The 19158-nt window shown below is 53.5% G+C and carries 12 protein-coding genes and 5 pseudogenes; 4 read left to right on the top strand and 13 right to left on the bottom strand.

Annotated features, from left to right (window positions below; all coding sequences use genetic code 11):
• Both ABFX35_RS13730 and ABFX35_RS13725 read right to left on the bottom strand, forming a co-directional pair.
• Window positions 1–64: hypothetical protein (locus ABFX35_RS13730; RefSeq protein ID WP_241657261.1), on the bottom strand; the 64-nt coding region annotated here is incomplete at its 3' end.
• 67 nt (window positions 65–131) lie between these two features.
• Window positions 132–389: pseudogene (locus ABFX35_RS13725) on the bottom strand (transposase); the annotation flags it as partial.
• A 199-nt stretch (window positions 390–588) separates the two neighbouring features.
• Here ABFX35_RS13725 and ABFX35_RS13720 point away from each other — a divergent pair.
• From ABFX35_RS13720 to ABFX35_RS13710, 3 genes and pseudogenes are all read left to right on the top strand, one after another.
• Complete coding sequence (locus ABFX35_RS13720; RefSeq protein ID WP_346081688.1) at window positions 589–4104, top strand: AAA domain-containing protein; 3516 nt, start codon at window positions 589–591, stop codon at window positions 4102–4104.
• 74 nt (window positions 4105–4178) lie between these two features.
• Window positions 4179–4310 (top strand): annotated as a pseudogene (locus ABFX35_RS13715) (P-loop nucleotide/nucleoside kinase family protein); the annotation flags it as partial.
• A 126-nt stretch (window positions 4311–4436) separates the two neighbouring features.
• A pseudogene (locus tag ABFX35_RS13710) lies at window positions 4437–4787 on the top strand (transposase); the annotation flags it as partial.
• Between the two features lie 284 nt (window positions 4788–5071).
• On the opposite strand, the pseudogene ABFX35_RS13705 reads toward ABFX35_RS13710, so the two are convergent.
• From ABFX35_RS13705 to ABFX35_RS13685, 5 genes and pseudogenes are all read right to left on the bottom strand, one after another.
• A pseudogene (locus ABFX35_RS13705) lies at window positions 5072–5830 on the bottom strand (IS110 family RNA-guided transposase).
• A gap of 158 nt (window positions 5831–5988) precedes the next feature.
• Window positions 5989–9000 carry a type III restriction-modification system endonuclease gene (locus ABFX35_RS13700; RefSeq protein WP_346081686.1) on the bottom strand — a complete coding sequence of 1004 codons (3012 nt, stop codon included), beginning with the start codon at window positions 8998–9000 and terminating at the stop codon, window positions 5989–5991.
• Window positions 9000–9905, bottom strand: a complete 906-nt coding sequence (locus ABFX35_RS13695; protein WP_346081684.1) for a hypothetical protein — start codon at window positions 9903–9905, stop codon at window positions 9000–9002. The genes ABFX35_RS13700 and ABFX35_RS13695 overlap by 1 nt, the downstream gene beginning before the upstream one ends.
• Window positions 9906–9915: 10 nt before the next feature.
• Complete coding sequence (locus ABFX35_RS13690; protein ID WP_279026482.1) at window positions 9916–11802, bottom strand: site-specific DNA-methyltransferase; 1887 nt, start codon at window positions 11800–11802, stop codon at window positions 9916–9918.
• 261 nt (window positions 11803–12063) lie between these two features.
• A pseudogene (locus ABFX35_RS13685) lies at window positions 12064–12556 on the bottom strand (transposase); the annotation flags it as partial.
• Between the two features lie 461 nt (window positions 12557–13017).
• Between ABFX35_RS13685 and ABFX35_RS13680 the strand changes: the two are divergent.
• Window positions 13018–13374 (top strand): hypothetical protein, encoded by a 357-nt coding sequence (locus ABFX35_RS13680; RefSeq protein ID WP_279026484.1) that lies wholly within the window; start codon window positions 13018–13020, stop codon window positions 13372–13374.
• A gap of 171 nt (window positions 13375–13545) precedes the next feature.
• Here ABFX35_RS13680 and ABFX35_RS13675 read toward each other — a convergent pair whose 3' ends face one another.
• From ABFX35_RS13675 to ABFX35_RS13650, 6 genes are read right to left on the bottom strand one after another with little or no spacing between them, the layout of a single operon-like run.
• The gene (locus ABFX35_RS13675) at window positions 13546–14514 is read right to left on the bottom strand and encodes a nucleoside hydrolase (protein ID WP_346081681.1); all 969 of its coding nucleotides are present in this window, start codon (window positions 14512–14514) and stop codon (window positions 13546–13548) included.
• Window positions 14515–14527: 13 nt separating this feature from the next.
• Complete coding sequence (locus ABFX35_RS13670; RefSeq protein WP_346081679.1) at window positions 14528–15505, bottom strand: substrate-binding domain-containing protein; 978 nt, start codon at window positions 15503–15505, stop codon at window positions 14528–14530.
• A 35-nt stretch (window positions 15506–15540) separates the two neighbouring features.
• Window positions 15541–16536, bottom strand: a complete 996-nt coding sequence (locus ABFX35_RS13665) for a ribokinase (RefSeq protein WP_095846992.1) — start codon at window positions 16534–16536, stop codon at window positions 15541–15543.
• On the bottom strand, window positions 16536–17429 hold the full coding sequence (gene alsK, locus ABFX35_RS13660; RefSeq protein WP_279026488.1) for an allose kinase: 894 nt from the start codon (window positions 17427–17429) through the stop codon (window positions 16536–16538). Before alsK ends, ABFX35_RS13665 begins: the two co-directional genes overlap by 1 nt.
• A complete protein-coding gene (gene alsE, locus ABFX35_RS13655) occupies window positions 17426–18106 on the bottom strand; it encodes a D-allulose 6-phosphate 3-epimerase (RefSeq protein WP_346081677.1) in 681 nt (226 codons plus the stop codon). The genes alsK and alsE overlap by 4 nt, the downstream gene beginning before the upstream one ends.
• Window positions 18106–19155 (bottom strand): ABC transporter permease, encoded by a 1050-nt coding sequence (locus ABFX35_RS13650; protein WP_346081675.1) that lies wholly within the window; start codon window positions 19153–19155, stop codon window positions 18106–18108. The genes alsE and ABFX35_RS13650 overlap by 1 nt, the downstream gene beginning before the upstream one ends.
• Window positions 19156–19158: the final 3 nt, after the last annotated feature.

Raw genomic sequence — 19158 nt, 5'->3', positions numbered from 1 at the left:
CTGTTCCGTTCTTCCACAGTTCAAAAACAGATGCTTTTTCCTTTGCTGTAAATGTCCGTCTCATTCAAAAATCCTCCGCAACCCCATGTTTTCACATGACTGTTGCGTTGACCAATTGAATCTACAGTAGCCTTTTTTAATATGTCGTTTTCCATTTCAATGCGTTGTAGCTTTTTCTTCAGCTCACGTATTTCAATTTGTTCCGGGGTTATAGGGGAGGCTTTAGGTATTTTGCCCTGTCGTTCATCCCGCAACTGCTTTACCCATCGCGTCATGGTAGAAAGGCCCACATCCATAGCACTGGCCGCAGCTGCAACGGTGTAGTTCTGATCAAGGACCAGTTGAGCGGATTCTCGTTTAAACTCTGCGCTGAAATTTCTTTTTTTCATTGAGGCACCTGTAATGTTCTGAGGTGAGCATATCACCTCTGTTCAGGTGGCCAAATTCAGTAAACCACTTCACAGTGATACACCATGTTTAGCGATACAAACAAATTCTTGCGATCGTACTCGCATCGTGGACAATGTTTGATCATGATGATTTTATATCAACAAAATCAATAGTTTTATTTAAGTTACGGGATGGGGCATGGACAGTAATACTCAAGGATTCACTTCATACTGGCGTAATACCTTAGCTGACGCTGAGTCTGGAAAAGGGGCATTTGAACGTAAAGATGACGATTCATTCGCACGGTGGATGGCTGTCGAAGCGGGAAGGTTAAGTGAGGAGATAGTTCATTCGTTCTTCGATGGTGAAGACGCCCAGGTTAAGACCGTCGAGGTGCTGTTACGACCACAGGTATGGATCCGTCAGTTAAAACATGGCAAAGAGCGGACCGCGGGGGCTCCTGGTATCGTTACACCTTTGGTTACCTCTGCTCTCCTGAACCGCAAAGGCTTTTTGTTCCCCACATCTCCTGCCACCATTCCTCGTGACTTGCTTGAACCGCTCCCGAAAGGCACTTTTTCTATTGGTGAAATGACAGAATATGACAAGTACAAAACCACACATGATTCAATAACTTTTTGTCCTGATGATGAAGATGAGCTGCGTGAGGAAACAGACGAACAACGAGCGGAACGATATGCTCGTTATCAGCAGTTGTGGCAAAAGTACCTTAAAGATACAGATGAACTTTTAAAACATGTTGCTGGCAAATGGCTCGCATCACCTGAGCAATATGAACTAGCTGGATATGGCTACATTAATAAAGCCAACCAGTCTGGAGGGGCCAGCATCCATATCCTGCCTATGTACGATCATTTGCTGTCGTGCAAAAAAGAGGTGCCATTACTGGCTCGCTTTGCTTCGAAAGAGAAGTCTCCTGTTGAGTCGCTCCTTGCCAGCAATGCTATGTTCAGTGAGCGTCTTGGGCATTCCGGTGATAAGTTTCCGCTGGCTGTGGCGCAGCGCGATGCCCTGAGCCATTATCTCACTCAACAACCGGGCGATATTCTTGCCGTAAATGGTCCTCCGGGAACCGGGAAAACCACTCTGGTTCTCTCAATCATTGCTACTGAGTGGGCGAAGGCCGCGCTTAACAAAACTGAACCACCAGTGGTGATTGCGACATCAACCAATAATCAGGCCGTTACGAACATTATCGAGGCCTTTGGTAAAGATTTTGCTACCGGCACTGGACCCATGGCCGGGCGTTGGTTACCTGATGTAAAAAGCTTTGGTGCTTACTTCCCTTCTTCAAGCCGAAAAGCCGAGGCAGCAAAAAAATACCAGACGGAAGATTTTTTTGACCGTGTTGAGTCCCTTGAATATCTAGAAGATGCACAGTTCTTTTTCCTTGAAAAGGCACGGGCGGCTTTTCCGGCTGAGGAATGCTGTTCCCCTGAACACGTTGTAGATCTCTTGCATCAGCGTTTAGTTGAACTCTCTGAACTGCTTGGGCAAATTGAGCCCACTTGGGACAGGCTGAATTTAATCCGTCAGGAGCGGCGCGCCATCAGCGACGATCTTGAACAGTATATTCAGGACAAGAGAACGTTACTGCTCAATAGCACAAATGAAATCTCGCTATTAATGCAGGGTAAAAAACAGTGGCAGCAATATCGAGCCGGTGAGTCGATCATGTTCGTTCTCTTCTCCTGGCTTCCTGCCGTTCGTACTAAGCGTCACTATCAAATGAAGCTGTCTTTGGAGGCTACGTTTGGCGAAAGAATGGCTGCATTCCAGGATTCTCTGCCTGATGGAATCGATGACTTTATCGATGGCCTGATTGCACAAACGCTTAAAGAACAGGCCGAGTATCAGCAGCAAATTGATCTTGCTGAGGATATTTCCCGACGTGAAAGTGAAGCGGTAATACGCTGGCGCGAGATTACTCACTCACTGGGAAATCCGGGCGAAGCAGAGCAGAGTCTGAGTGAAGCCGATGAGCTTGCCGATACACAGCTCCGTTTCCCTGCGTTCCTGCTGGCGACGCATTACTGGGAAGGTCGGTGGCTGATGGACATGGCAGCCATCGATAATCTTCAGAAAGAAAGAGGGCTCAGAGGTGCGAAGGCGGTTAAAGCCCGCTGGCTACGTAGAATGAAGCTCACCCCTTGTGTAGTGATGACTTGCTTCATGCTCCCTCATCATATGCTCATCAGAGAACATGTTGGCGGGAAGAGGTTTGATGATGGCTACTTATATAACTTCGCCGATTTGTTGATCGTCGATGAAGCGGGGCAGGTGTTGCCTGAGGTTGCGGCAGCTTCTTTCGCACTGGCGAAGAAAGCATTGGTGATTGGCGACACAGAACAGATTGCGCCTATCTGGAACAGCCTGCCTTGTATTGATATTGGCAACATGGTTGAGGAGAACATACTTCTTGGAGGTACTCAGGAAGAACTTACTGAAGCTTATGCTCTGGTGTGTGATTCAGGAAAAAGTGCTGCATCTGGTAGTGTTATGAAGGTTGCACAGTTTAACTCGCGCTACCAGTACGATCCGGACTTGGCGCGGGGGATGTACCTGTACGAACACCGTCGTTGCTTCGATAACATCATTGGCTACTGTAACCACCTCTGCTATCACGGTAAGTTGCAGCCCAAACGGGGGGAAGAAAAAGGAACGATTTTTCCTGCAATGGGCTATTTGCATATTGATGGTAAAGGTATGCAGGCCAACGGTGGAAGCCGTTATAACACCTTTGAAGCTGAGACGATAGCTGCGTGGCTTGTGGCCCACAAAGAAGACATTGAGCGCCATTACGGTAAGCCTTTACACGAATTAGTCGGAGTTGTGACTCCATTTTCGGCACAAGTCAGTACGATTAAATCGTCATTACGTAAGCTGGATATCAATTGTAGTGGCGATGAAAATTCGCTGACAGTGGGTACTGTTCATTCATTGCAGGGGGCGGAAAGAGCGATTGTGGTTTTCTCTCCAGTCTATTCGAAGCATGAAGATGGTGGGTTTATCGACAGTGAGAGTAGCATGCTGAACGTTGCTGTTTCACGTGCTAAAGATAGCTTCCTGGTTTTTGGTGATATGGACCTGTTTGAGATTCAGCCAGCTTCTTCACCGAGAGGGTTGCTGGCAAAATACCTGTTTGCATACGACAGTAATGCATTGCAGTTTGAGTACAAAGAACGTCAGGATCTTAATACAGCGCAAACACAGATCTCTACCTTGCACGGTGTTGAGCAGCATGATGTGTTTCTTAACCAGACTTTTGAAGCTATTAGTAAGAGTATTACTATTGTTTCCCCTTGGCTTACTTGGCAAAAGTTGGAACAAACCGGTTTTCTGACATCGATGGTCCAGGCACGTGCTCGTGGTATCGATATTACTGTTGTAACGGACAAAAGCTTTAATACCGAAGATGTCAGTTATGAAAAGCGCAAAGCAAAACAGCAGCGCCTTACTGATGCAATGGAAAAACTAAATGAGCTGGGCATTGTGACTATGCTGGTTAACCGTGTTCACAGTAAAATCGTGATTGGTGACGAAGGGCTATTGTGCATAGGATCGTTCAACTGGTTTAGCGCTACGCGTGATGAGAAGTACAAACGATACGATACGTCGATGGTATACCGTGGCGAAAGCATTAAAGCTGAAATTAGGACGATTTATTCCAGCTTGGAGCAGCGGAAATTATAGGGGGTATAACGCACTCTGCAGATATCGAATGTGCAGCATTAATTTATTAAGCGTTTTTTATCAAAGGGATACGTATGTTATTAATCTTTGGCGGACTACCCGGCACCGGGAAATCAACCATTGCCCGCCTGCTGGCCGCCAAGCTGGGTGCTGTCTGGCTACGTATTAATTCTGTCGAGCAGTCTTTGATTCGCGCGAAGGTTGTCCCCCTCTGGCAGGATAGTTGACACCCCATACTGAAAATCTCTGTGGGGGCAACGGAGCCTGTTTAGGAATTTGTGTATCTGCCTGATTTTGATATGTTCAATCCAACATCAAAAACAGGTTACTTTATGCACGAAAAACAGCTGCAGGCTCTGGCTAACGAACTGGCCAAAAATCTCAAAACTCCTGAAGATCTCAGCCAGTTCGATCGCCTGCTGAAGAAAATTAGCGTTGAGGCGGCTCTTAACGCCGAAATGACTCCCCACCTTGGTTACGATAAAAATCAGCCCAGATCAGGGGCCAACTCCCGCAATGGCGACTCGACAAAGACAGTCACTACAGGTGATGGGCCTCTGGCGCTGCGTACCCTACGCGATCGTGAAGGAACCTTTGAACCACGGTTGGTGAAGAAAAACCAGACCCGGATCACCGGGATGGATAAACAGGTTTTATCGTTGTACACCAAAGCGGTGGCCAGTTTTAGTTGACCATATATGGACGCCCCGGGTGTTACAAGTACTGGTTCGATACGGTTTGCGACCATATATCCGACGTCATTAGTGGGTTAATTTACCCGCGCCATGATGTTATCCGAGCCCTGTTTCCTTATCACTACACCGGTATATGATTACCCAGGTCAACTTCAGGCTGTTACAGGGACGGTAGCCGTTTTCTCATCAGTGCCTGCAAACTCCGTTAAATATGCTTTCTGTAATTTGTTGTTTTTAGTTAATTCATCGTAACGGCCTTGTGCATATTAAAATCAACCACCATCGGTCAACACACGCCAGATAATTCTCGTCAGTTTATTCGCCAGTGCAACCGTGGTTTTCAGAAACCCTCGACGAGCCTCAATCCTTTGTAGCCAAAGGCCCAGACTGTCATCGCGCTTTTTCATACAGCGCATTACAGACCGTGCTCCATGGATGATTAATGTTCTGAGACTACGATTGCCATTTTTTGTCACGGAGGATAATCGTTGCTTGCCTCCCGAACTGTGCTGCCCGGGGAACCAGACCACACCAGGCGGATAATTCTCTGCCGCTGGAAAATTGTCCTGCATCCACTTCACTGATAAATGCCGCCGCAATGAGCGGGCCGACTCCCGGGATCGTTAATAAATGGCGATATGCTGTCTGCTGTGAAGACAGTGCAGCAATTTCCTTGTCCAGACCGGTGACGCGTTCATTCAGTGCCTGCACAAAGTGGATACCCGGGCGGCATGCTGTTTCACAAATCGCCAGCGCATCATTTGCATCATTTTTCTGGCTTCTTACAAAGGCTTTCACGTGCTGGGCAGGTATCAGTCTGACGTTGTATCCCATCGTTCTGAAGGTTCTGCCCCAGAAGTGCGAAGTAGAGCAGGCTTCCATCGCGATAAGCGTTCCGGGCTCAAACTGCCGAATGATATCCAGCAATTTTGAACGGGAGATCTTTTTGTTATATGCAATTGAACCATCCAGACGCATACCTGAAAAACAGATTTGGCAATGTCGATACCAACAACTCTGATTGTGTTCATGTGATATCACTCCAGAATTAATTGCAGTCAGTAGAGTATGGCACTGGCTACTTCAGGGAGGGACGTCCATCACATCACTACAATTACTTCATAGTCGTGCCTGAATAGGATGGGTGGCGTCAGAGCTTGCCGCTCTGACGATTTAAAAACCCATCCATTTACTCGATGTTTTCAAGCAGGTCGTCAACTGTACGCGCTACAACGTATTGGGCAGGATTTTCCCCGCAGGCCAGGGCCTGGAAGTGTGCCCGCCCACAGACGATCTTCGCTTGTTCTTTATTGCGCAGATCGTCTGGGAAGAGGCTGCTCTTGGTTTCCACGACAAAATAAAGCCGCTGTACGTCGTCTTCTTCGAACAACACCGCCCAATCGGGATTGTAGCTACCAAGCGGGGTGGGTACCTTAAACCAGCCAGGCAGCTTGGTGTAAAGCTTCACGGCGGAGTTTTTCTCCAACGCGGTGGCAAACTCCCGCTCCTGAAGGGAGTCGTAAACCACATGTTCGTAGATCGATTTGTGGGTATCTTCCAGCATATTTTTCAGGTAGCCGGTCAGGGTTTCTTTCTCAAGCAACTCCTGCGCGTAAACGTCCCGATCCCCCATTTTCCGATAGACAATCCCCTCGACCAGCGCCAGTCGCTTACAACGATTGATAACCTCGGTGGCCAGTTCGATGAACTGCTGCGGGTTGCGCCTGAAGTCGTCCAGGCGCTCGCTGCCGATCAGGATGCGAGCAAGGGTGCGACGGGTAAGGCGAGTCCTGTCCTGTAGGTCCGTCAGAATATCCGGGAGTTCGCTATGCGTCTCGTTCAGCGTCACGGTCGTTGCGCCATTTTTCTCGCTCGCCACCACACCTGCTTTGCCGATAGCAATATCCGCTTTGCGCCACTGGAGGCGTGTTCGGCTAATGGCGGGTGCTTCCTGCAAACTGGCGATGCACTGGGCGATCAGCCGCTCATTGTCGAACTGCAGGCGGTAGGTGGTTTTATGCTTGATGCGATCCCACAGCGCGCGGAAAGCATCGCTTAGGTACAGGGCTTTGCCATCGCTCCCTTTACGCAGCGGCACAGCCCGGCGTTCATCGGCATTTTTGATCACAAGGCGGCCTGATACTTTGCGCAACACCTCGACGATCTGCCTGCGCTGCGCCTCAAACTCATCAGGAAGCAGCAGCTTGCCGTCGTTCAGCGCCTGTTTCAGCGAATCCTGTACTTTGCCTTTCGCATCCAGATGTCCCGCCGCTTGCAGGTGTTTCCAGAGAGTTTTCGATTGAGTAATGCCTAGCGGTACCGGGTTTCCGTCCGCATCCATCACCGGAATAGCGGCGAACTGGTGCGGTTCGACAATCCCGAAGCGGATACCGGTATCTCTCTCGATTTCCTTCTGCAACTGCTCAGCAAATTGCTCGTAGCTCTCGGTGGCGATCACGGTTAGGGTGTTAACGTCAAAGCCGCGTATCCGTTCGCCCTCTTGGTTGACGCACAAACGCAGACCGCGGCCAATGGTCTGGCGGCGTTCCCGCTCGGTCTGGATATCGCGTAGCGTACAGATCTGAAAGACATTGGGGTTGTCCCAGCCTTCTTTCAGCGCCGAGTGCGAGAAAATAAACTGCAACGGGGTGTCGAAAGAGAGCAGCTTCTCCTTCTCTTTCATGATCAGGTTGTAGGAGCTGGTTTCAATATCTTCTTTCTTCGACGATTTTTTCAGCTCGACATCGGAGAACGGAGTGACCACGCGCTTATCGATGGAGAAATAGCCGTTATGCACCGCCTGCGCGTGAGCCTGCACGTCGGTGTCAGCAAACAGGCTCTGATAAGCAGGGAGTTTGCTGGCGCGGCGGTACTCTTCTTCAAAAATCGTCGCATAGATTCCTTTCTGCGGCTGGCCGCTGGCGTTGTACTGCCGGTACATCTCGACGGCGTCGATGAAGAACAGCGACAGCACCTTGATGCCCAGCGGGCGCAGGCGCAGCTCCTTGTCCAGATGCTCGCGGATAGTGCGACGAATCATCTCACGTTGCAGGGCGAGCGCATCCACGCTGCCGTGGGCCTGGCCTTGCTGCAAGAACACTTCGCCGCCGGGGTAGCGCAGCTCCATAAACTGGCCATCTTTGGCCGTGCTGATTTCACCGATGCGGAAATCGGCGTACAGCGGGCGGTGAGCGAGACGCTCCAAATCATCGCCATCCTGCACGTTCAATTGTTGACGGCTGACGCCACTCGCGGTAGCGACATCCAACTCGATAGTCGCGCTGATGCTCCCGCGCTTGCTCTCGGCTTTGACAAAGCGGACAAACGGTGTGTTGTACGCGTCCTCCACCGTGGCAGAAGCGACTTCAATCTGCTTCACCAGCTTACGCTCGTATGCATCCACCGCGTCCAGGCGATACACCATATGGTGCCTGTCGGTGTGGGTGGCGGAGTAGCGCAGCGTGCACAGCGGATCCATCGCTGCCAACGCCTCTTTACCGCGCCCTTCCAGGCCACCGTCGACGCTTTGCGGTTCATCGACGATGATCACCGGGCGTGTGGCCTTAATCAGGTCGATAGGCTTCTCGCCGCCGGTTTTTTCGCTGTCTTTGTAGAGGTTGTTGACGTCTCTTTTGTTGATTGCCCCAACCGTCATCACCATGATCTGGATGTGTGGGCTGGTGGCAAAGTTGCGCACCTGGCCGAGCTTGCCAGAGTCATACAGGAAATAGTCGAACGGCACGCCCGCGTAGAGCCCTTTGAAGTGCTCTTCGGTGATTTGCAGAGTCTTGTAAACGCCTTCTTTGATTGCCACCGATGGCACGACAATCACGAATTTGCTAAAGCCGTAGCGTTTGTTTAGTTCAAAAAGCGTGCGCAGGTAAACGTAGGTTTTACCGGTACCGGTCTCCATTTCAACGGTGAAATCGCCGGAGGTTAACGCGCCGGACGGTGGCAGGCCGCCCCGCAGCTGGATATCCGCCAGGTTTTGCTCTATTTCATCGTCGGGCAGGGTCAGACGGTTGCCGAGCCCTAGGTCGGACTCTGCGATACCGAGCGACATCTGTTGCGGCTGCGCGTCAGGCTTTTGCAGGGTGACCGTAAATTCAGTTCGGCACACTTCCTGGCCGCGAAAGAGATCGCATACCGACTCAATCGCCTGCAACTGATAGTCTAAGTTCGGTTCAAAATTCAGTTTCATCAGAGCATTCCAAGCCAGTTCACAACAGTATCAGCGGTGTTTCCATTAACAGGCATATCACCCGAATCTCGGTTAATTGTGATGCCATGGGCATCCAGAGCGCCGATTTCCTGTAGCCGTATTGCGGGCGTTTTTGTTGAGTAATACAAGATAACCAGCGGCACGGGAAAAGGCAGCAAGCCTCTGCAACGTGCGGCCAATGCCTCCAGGCGCTGATACTTACGACCATCGGGGCGCGGGTAATAACGCATTACTAAATGCTGGCTAATGGGCGCATCCAGCGTGTGCTTTTTGTATTCAACGATGCAGCGTATCCGGTTCTGATCGTCGACGATAACGGCGTCTGCATCTCCCGGAAAGGCAGCGTCGGATTTGGACAGGTAGCACTCCACTGCGCTGGTGCCGTAGGTCAGCCCTTTACTGCCGATCTGAACCGGGCCGCCTGAATGCATCTGAATCGCCCCCTTCAGATCCTGAACCGTACCTGTGGAGATCTTGAGCTTCCCGCCTTCGGTTTTGCCAATGGCCCATACAGGCGTATTGTCATTAATATCTGCAACCGGAATCTCTGGTAACAGAACGACAGTAATCTGGTGCCTGCAAGGCGCGCTAGCACGCTCCAGATCTTTAAACTCTTGGTATGTCGCACCCACGCGAAACTGTCGCAGGATCTCATCTTTGCTAATATTTTCGAGCATTTCCCCCGCTTCAAGCCGTAGCTGGCGGGTCATCCAGATGCGATCTGCCACCACCGGCGGCGTCTGGCTCCAGTCGACAAAAAAGTGAAAGCTCAGCAAGCGCCAGCCTGCTGGTAGTGACGGCACGATCCAGTTGCTGGGATCGGGGCCGTAGGTGACCCGACATCTGTCCGTGCACAGCGCCTGTTGCAGGGGAGCAATAATCATGGGAACCGCCTTATAAGCTACGAACGTTTTTAATGCCGGACTGCTCCAGAATCGCCGTAATGTTCACTTTCGCAACGTCGTCGGCAAAGGCATCATCGAGGAAGATGCAGGTGGTTTCCGACTGCGGATCGCGTTTGCGATGCCACCCGACAATCCCCTCAGCCAGCGCTTCTACATCGTCTGCGGTAATAGAAGGCGCAAGACAGGCGATTAACACTCCGCCCCCGACTGAGAACACTTCTCGGCCTGCTATGGTCTTCGTCTCAACAGGTACGCAAAGCTCAAGTCCCAGCTTCAACAACAGTTCGCTGAGCACATCTGCCGCGCTGCGCCCTTCAAGGATGTGCGGCGCGGTGTCAAAGAGTGATTGTTCCAGGCTTTCCGGTACCGGGTCCCAGGCGCGGATATTGGAGTTGCTCAGACGGTAGACGCGAAAACCGAGATCCCCTTTATAATCTTTGTGACGCTCACGTAGCGCGACGGCGGCACGGCGGATCCTCTCCGTCGTCATATCCGCGATGGTGCTCAGCGTCATACCCTCCTCATGCACCGGGCTGGAAAGCGGATGAGGAAGCTGAACGCAGATAAAGCGGCGGTTGCCGTTGTCTTGCGCATTCGATTCCAGCACCGCATGTGCGGTAGTGCCGGAGCCGGCAAAGAAGTCCAGCACGATGTGTTCCTGATCCGCACTGGTTGCCAGGTGGATCATTCGTTGAAGCAGACGGACAGGTTTCGGGTTGTCGAAAATACCGCCCAGCCCCAGGGCCTTAAGATCGCTGTTAGCCTCATGGTTATGCCCGACTTCCTGATACGGCCACAGGGTTACCGGCGTTACCCCCTGCTTGACCTCGCTTAAGAACGATTTTCGCTGTGGTGTTAGGTTGCCCTCTTCTCCAAACCAGATCTCATTACCTTCGTCCATCTGCTGCATAGCTGCATCATTGAACCGACGATAGGTGCCTTTTGGCGGTGCCCAGACAGCACCGTTTTTAAAGGTAAATGCTTTGGTGTTGCTGCCGCTTTTGGCGTGCAGCGGCGTGGCTTTCCATGGGCCTTTCGGATGATTATCCGGGTTGGTGTAGGCCTTAAGCTGATCTGCGTTACGTTCCTGGCCGTTGAGCGTCACCAGTTCCTTATTTTTGCCATAAGCGAGGATATGGTCGTGGTTATCGGAGAACCACTTGGCGTCGTTGGAGCGGGTATATTTTTTCTGCCACACGATGTTAGCGATAAAATTCTCTTCGCCAAAGATTTCGTCGCAGACTTTACGCAGATTCGCCACTTCGCCATCGTCAATCGACATAAACATCACGCCATCGTCGCTTAGCAAGTTACGGGCGAGTTTGAGGCGTGGGTACATCATATTGAGCCAGTCGGTATGAAAACGCCCACTGGCCTCGGTATTGCTGCTAAGTTTCTGCCCGTTCTCCATCTGCCCGGTCAGCTCCAGGTAGTTTTTGATGTTGTCCTGGAAGTTGTCCGGGTAAACAAAGTCTTTACCCGTGTTATAGGGCGGATCGATAAAAATCAGTTTGACCTTACCTGAATAGCTTTTTTGCAGCAGTTTGAGGACTTCGAGATTATCACCTTCAAGCATCAGATTCTGGGTGGACTCCCAGTTCAGACTCACGTCAGTGGCAGGCCGCAGGGTACCCGTGCTGGGCGTCAGCGCTAGCTGGCGTGCATGGCGTTTGCCGTACCAGCTAAGACCATACTTTTCATCGGCGTCGGTTATGGTGCGATCACCTACCAGCGCTTTCAGCACGTCCACATTGACCACGGCGCCATCAGCCCCTTCGGTGAGAAGCTCTGGGAACAGCGCGTTGAGCCGTTCAATGTTTTCTGCTACCAGATCGGCAGAGTGGGTCTCGTTACTGTTGATGTCGATTTTTCTCATAGTTACCACAATAGTTCATTTGGGCTGGCGCAGGGGGCGATCTTAAACCAAGAGGGACGTTTTGCGTACCGTCTCGCCATATGAATGTGGCTTTCGTGCCGCAATTTTAACAGCGGGTATAGGTAGGTCATTTTTCTATCATCGTGAGAGGTGCCATACATCCTTATCTGAGGGGGGTGTGTAAATAACCACACAAACTGTATGTTATTGGCGTTTATCTATAATGTTTTGTATCACAGCAATAATCACCCAACTTCTTCACCAGCCAATAACGGCCCGCGACCACAGGTCAATAACCACGGCAAGATAAAGCCAGCTTTCATCTGTGCGCAAGTACGTAATGTCATCCGCCCACTCCCATCATGGTGTGCCGCTTTTGCCATGCATACCCGCCGCACACGGCACATGGCTTTAATGCTGAATTCGGCCTGATATTTATCGATAAAGACAGACTTCATTTCAGGCGCTTCGCGAAGTATGTCGCGGCCATTTTGGAGAATGGCCAGCTCCTCGTCTTTTTCTGCCCATTGACGCTTCAGGCGGGCAATTTCAGCGTCCTGCTCGTTTTCCCTGTCGGAAGAGGTCATTTGCTGCTGCTGTTCGCTGCGCCAGTTATAGAGCTGCGACTCATACAGGCTGAGTTCGCGTGCGGCGGCGGCCACGCCTATGCGCTTGCAAGTTTGAGGGCTTCATCGCGGAATTCAGGCGCGTGTTTCTTACGGGGGGTCTTACTGGTTGATATGGATTTTGTCATGTGAGCTACCTCTGGTTGAGAGTTTACTCACTTAGGCGCATGTCCACGATTGCTGGATAAGATCATTTTGCCTGATCCTCCGCATTCCGCTTTTTGGTTAAATCTCTGGCCCCTGAAAAGGAATTTTCTGAATTGTACTTTCAGGCGGCTAAAGAAGGTGAAGGATTTTGGCGATGTGTTATAAATTATTTCATAGTGATAAGAAACATGAATGAATGACTCGATGAAACATCTGGGTTTGTTTCTTACTTCACTGCCGGTTGAACATGGTTTGTTAATACACTCTATTTCTGCCGGCCCCGCTGCCTGGGGGCCGCAGTAATCAGCCAGAGAAGCTAGTTTTTCCTGATAAGTTTCGATGTATCAATAGGTTAAAGTAACCGATTCTGTGCGTTCACGCTGCTCAACTGTGGACGCTCAATTAAAAAATTTGAACCGTTTTCTGGAAGGGGCCACCTTTAATGAAAAGAAACCAATTCTTATTGAATATCGCACTGGTATTTCTCATTACGCAATTATCAGGATGTGCGCACGTCGGCATGGAACTTTACGGCCGTTTAAAAGGTGCTCCCTCCACAGAAGAAGTCCAGAAAAGCTTCGCTCAATCTATGAACGTGTCTCCGGAGAAGGTTACTATCAGCAATATTAAAGAAAGTGAAGGCAACGGGAACGCTCTCACTGGTGCTGCATCGAAAGACTATACGTTTGATGCAACAATAGGCGGGAAAACCAAAAATTGCTCGCTAAAACAACTAATTAATAATGAAATTTATTTTACTGGCTGCACAGTTAAGGACGCAGCCCTGACTAGCTGGTAATCAGAATAAGCTTTAGTGCTTATCCTATCGGCCGGAAGCCATCGGTTGACTAACAATGCAGAAACAACGTCATAAAGGCGTTGTTTCTGCGGTAATCCCCCCTCAAAAAAGGCCCGACACTCCAGAGAAATATCAGGCCTTAACCTCCCAAATTCACCCACTAACCGCCCATCAACCGACGATCTGCGCCACGATATCACGGACGATTTTCTGCCCGTCGATGTGCGTGCACACCCGCACATTGGGCGGCGTGTCGCGCAGCGGCACCGTCTGCCCCAGCGTCAGCCGGCCCGCGGTTTCAATGCCGATCGCCATCTCTTCGAAATGCCCAACGCTGGCATCGGCCGCCACGGCCACCGCCAGCGGATCATAAAGCACACAGCCTTCCGACCAGTCGAACATCGGTGCTTCGAAGTAGGTTGCGCAAACCTGCTTAAATAAGGCGGTCAGTGGTTTATCCTGCGCGATATCCTGCAGATGTTCACGCGTCAGCACCAAGCCGGTGGCGGTATTGGTGACATCAAGGCTCACCATCGTCAGTGGGATGCCGGAACGGAACACAATATCCGCGGCCTGCGGATCAAACCAGATATTGCATTCCGCCACCGGAGTGATGTTGCCGCGCCCCCAGGTGGCATCCATCCCCAGTGCGCCGGCCATCATCACCACTTCCTTAATCAACGGTTGGATGTCCGGCGCTTTCAGCAGCGCCAGCGCCAGGTTGCTGTGGGCGCCGATGCAAACCAGCGTGATTTCTCCCGGGTGTTGCCGCACCAGATCGATGATCAGTTCGCTGGCGTGCCGGCCGCAATGGGAAGATTCCGCCGCTGGGAGCGCAATGCTGCCTTCGCGCCCGCGCGGGCCTGCATAGGCGCGCTGCAACAGCTCCGGCAGCGTTCCGCCCATCGGCGTTCCCATCCCGGCCGCCACCGGGATCGCAGTGCGCCCGGCCACCTGCAAAATGCGCGTGGCGCAGCGTGCGCCAAGCATCGGCGGGCAATTGCCAAACACCGTCGTAATGCCCATTAGCTCCAGGCGCGGGTCTTGCAGCGCCAGCATAATCGCTATCGGATCGTCGGCGTCAGTGCCTGGGATGCCGATTGCCGGATCGGTATCGATAATAATTTTACGTCTGGCCATCACCCGTCTCTCCTTACAGGCCCATTTTCAGCAGTTTGGGCAGGTTGTCTTTATCCAGGCTCTCCAGGCTGTCGCCGTACACGGTGTGGTTAGCCGTATCTACCCGCATCTTGCCCATGCCTTCAATTTCAGTGCCTTCCGCGATCGGTTTGTTCTCCGCCACCATCTTCCCAAGGCGGACGAAAATCTCCCCGGCGGTCATCGGGTTCCAGATATAGCCGCCCTTGATATCGCCGCTGCGTACCAGTGCCGCCGCCTGTCCAGGGCTGTAGGCGCCTACCACACAAACGCTGTCGCTTTTATTGCGCCGGGCAACGGCGCGGCCCGCGCCCACTGGCCCAGGGGAGCCGAAGGCCATCATCCCTTTGAAATCGGGATATTTAGACATCAGTTCATTGGTCACCCGCATGGAGTCGTCCAGCGATTCCCCGGTGCCGTACAGATCGCCCACCTGCTGCATCTTCGGGTAGTGCTGTTTCTGGTAATCGATGGCCGCCTGCGCCCATTCGCGGTGCAGCGGGATCGTCAGGCTGCCGACAATAATCGCGTATTGCCCCTGTTCCTTCATACACTGCGCCATCAGCTCCATATGCCGCTCGCCGAAGGATTTTGCATCCACCAGCTCAAAATCCCAGTCGGCATATTTCTGTGCCGGCGACTCATGCACGATCACTTTGATGCCGGCGTCTTTCGCCTTTTTCAACGCCGGCTCCAGCACCGCCGGATCGATCGGCACTACGCCGATAATATCGACCTTTTGCGTGATAAGATCTTCGATGGCTTTTACCTGCAGCGCCGGATCCTGCGCCGTCGGCCCCACCTGCCAGGCGTTGATCCCTTGCTTGGCCGCTTCTTTCTTAATGCCTTCTTCCATCGAGTTGAACCAGGGGTTACCGCCGACTTTCACCACCACCCCCATCTTCAACGGCTCGTTTGCGCATGCATAGCCGCTCAACGCCAGGGAAATCAGTACTGCCGCTATCTTTTTCATTTTGTGCTCCGTTTTTCGCTATGTAGGGTACTGCGTTAAAAACCAGAGAGTGACGTGGATGCCCCGGCCATTTCACTGCCATCGGCCAGTACGGTGATGCCCAGTTCCGGGTGTTGCTGCATCCGCGCGATCGCCTCGGCATACGCCGGCATCGCGGCGGCCGCACCGGGCCGCTCAACGCACACCGCCGCGTAGGCAGCGGCAAACAGCGCCGCCTGTTCCAATGTTTCCCCAGCCGCCAGGCGCGCGGCCAGCGCGCCGTTGAACGCGTCGCCGGCGCCGGTGGTGTCTGCCGGCTGGGCCGGGTAAACCGGCACCAGGGCCATCTGTTGCCCGGTTGATAGCAACGCCCCTTGCATGCCCAGCGTGATGATCAACTGGCGCACGCCCTTGGCGTGCAGCGCTTTTGCCGCCTGCCGGGCAGAGGGCAGGTCGGTGACCGCAATCCCGGTGATTTGGCCGGCCTCGGTGCTGTTGGGGGTGAGCAGATCGGTTTGCGCCAGAAAGCTGTCTTTCACCTTCTGCCATGGCGCCGGGTTGACGATCACATAGGTGCCGACTTGCCTGGCGCAATTCACCATGCGCTGAATCGCGCTCAGGTTATTTTCCAACTGTACCAACAGGATATCGGCCGCGGCCACTGTGGGCTGGCAGCGCTTCACCTCGGCGGCGCTGACCGTCAGATTGGCGCCGGGGTAAACCGAAATCATGTTCTCGGCATCATCGCCGGCCACAAAAATCATCGCGTTGCCGGTGGGCTTTTCCTTGCAGGTGAACAGGGTGATGGCATCGAACCCCGTCTTCTCCAGGTGGCGGCGGGCAAATAGCCCGAAATCGTCGTTGCCCACTTTGCCGATGTAATGCACCCGCGCGCCGGCGCGTAGCGCGGCCGTAGCCTGGTTAGAGCCTTTGCCGCCCGGCCCCATCATGGTGCTGTGTGCCACCAGCGATTCCCCCGGCATCGGGAAGCGCGACATTTTGGTGACAATATCCAGGTTAAAAGAGCCGAATACGCAGACTTTGCCTTTCATCATGCCCTCCTGAAATAACGCGCCGCCGCCAGGCAGGCGCCCCGGCAGCCGGTGTGGTCGGTGGCATGGCTGTTGATGATCTTCAGGCCACCGCGCGTTACCGGCGGGCGCAAATGGCGGGCGATCTCGCGGTGCAACTGCGCCAGCGGGAAATCGGCCATCGCCAGCACGCCGCCCCCGAGAATGAGATACTCCGGATCCAGAATGTTCATTTCGCTGGCGATCACCTTGGCCAACCGGGAAACAAACTGCTGCAACGCCGGGTGCGCGCCGTGGCGGCTAAACAGTTGCGATATCGGCAGGGTGGGGTAGTGCTCATGCGCCCAATGGCTTAACCAGCTTCCGGAGGTGATCGTCTCGGCGCACCCCTGGTTGCCGCAGGGGCACGGGCAATCGTTATCCGCCCAGGGAATATGGCCCACTTCGCCCGAGCCGCCATGCTCGCCGTGGTAAAACTGCCCGTTTAGCCACAGGCTGTTGCCCATGCCGGTGCCGAGGTAAAAGCCGACGGCGTTATCCGGCAGCGTGTCCAGTTGCAACAGATCCCACAGCATCAGGTGGTTAACGTCTTTATCCATTGCTACCGGGGCGCCAATCATCTCGCTGAGATTCGCCGCCACCGGTATGCCGTCCAGCGCCTGGATAAACGGCAATGAAACCACCTGGCGGCGATCGCGGCTGAGGATCCCCGGCAGCCCCAGCATCACGCCGGCAATCGGCCGTTCGGCCTGGGCGGCGGCAATCAGTTCCGCCAGCGCGGCCAGCGCATCCGGCGCGGTCGCCCATCCGGCGGTGGGCAATTTGCGAAACCCCGCCCAGCCGTCGTCGCCTTGCAGGGTTAATAAACGGGTACTGGTGCCGCCGATGTCGATGCCCAGCCAGGTTTCAGTCATACCGGCTCCCGCGCCTGTTCGATGTTTTCGATCATTAAAGACCAGGCGGAAGCCAGATCTTCATGCAGGTTAAACAGCCCGGACGTGCCTACAATCAGCACTTCCGCCCCGGCATTCAGCAGCGTGCGATAAGTTTTCTGGTTGCACGAACCGTCGATCTCAATCAGGTAGCGGTAGCCGTGCTGCGTTTTGAGATCGCGCAGTTCGGCGATTTTCTGCACCATTTCCGCGATAAACGGCTGGCCGGCGTAGCCGGGATCGACCGTCATCACGGTGACTTTGTCCAGCAGGTGGATGTAATGCTGAATAAAGGCGATTGGGGTGGCCGGGTTAAGCACCACGCCCACTTTTTTCCCCAGCGCCCGAATTTGATTAATCACCCGGAAAGCATCTTTGTTGATGGTTTCGGCATGCGGGCAGATGTAATCCGCGCCGGCGTTGGCCACCGCCTCAATAAAATCGGTCGGCTCTTCCACCATCATGTGCACGTCGATCGTCACCGGCGTGAATGGCCGGATCTGTTCGATAAAAAAGGGCGACAGGGTGATGTTTTTCACATAGTGGCCGTCCATGATGTCGATGTGCAGGAAGTCGGCACGGGTATTGAGCACCGCCAGTTGCTGCTTGATTTCCATCAGGTTCATGCACATTAATGAGGGCGAAATTAGGGTACGCATCAGACTTCCTTTTTGTTCGTTAAGCCGGCCTGGCGTGCAAGCAATGTGCTGCGCCGCACCGCGCGGGAGTGAAGGAGTTTGGTTTTGCAGAACTTCAGGCCCAGCACCACAATCAGCACGGCGCCCCACATCGCCAGGCTGAAGTGCTGGCTGATGTTCATCAGGTTGAAACCGGTCGAGAGGATCTGCAGCGCGATCAGCGCCAGCACCACGCCGGTAACCCGGCCAAACCCGCCGTTCGGGTCTGCGCCGCCCAGGATGATGGCCAGCACGGTAATCAGCAGGTAGGAATCGCCATAGCCCATGCGCGCCGAGTTGAAGCGCGCCATCATCACCAGCCCGGCCAGCACGCACAGCAGGCTGGAAATGACATAAACCAGAATCAGTAAACGGTGGGTATTGACGCCGCTAAACCAGGTGGCGTTGATATTGCTGCCGCCCATATAGATGCATTTCCCGGCGCGGGTTTTGCCCAAAAACAGCGCCATCGCGCCGCCGGCGCAGAAGAACAGCCAGAGTGGCAGCGGGATGCCCAGGAAGGTATCCGCCCCCAGCGCCCGCACCACGTCCGGCATGCCGCTCACCGCAGTGCCGCGCGTCAGCCAGATGCCGATGCCGTTGACCGTCATCATGGTCGCCAGCGTAACCAGAATCGGGTGCGCGCCGACGCGGCTTACCATCAAGCCGGTGATCAGGCCAATCAGCGTGGCGATCAACGCCGCCCCGGACAGCGCCAGCAGCAGCCACAACAGTTGCAGGCCGGTACCGGCGCCGGCCGGTAGGAAGGTCAGCAGTACCCAGGCGATAAACAGCGCCGTCAGGTTGGCGGTGGCGATAATACACAGGTTCAGGCCGCCGCTAAGAATGGCGATAAACATCGCCAGCGTCAGCAGCCCCAGCTCCGGCAGTTGAAACGCCATGCTGACAAAGGTCGTCCCGGTTAAAAACCGCCCGGGCAACAAGAGGCTGAAGGCGATGATGCCGAGGACAATCAGCAGCAACAGGCCAGGGTGCGCTTTATCACTGCTCAGAAAATGAAGTCTTTTCATAGC

The organism is Gibbsiella dentisursi (assembly GCF_039539505.1).
Classification (GTDB): domain Bacteria; phylum Pseudomonadota; class Gammaproteobacteria; order Enterobacterales; family Enterobacteriaceae; genus Gibbsiella; species Gibbsiella quercinecans.
Note: the sequence above shows the minus strand (reverse complement) of the source record. Positions and strands in the feature narration are given on the sequence as shown.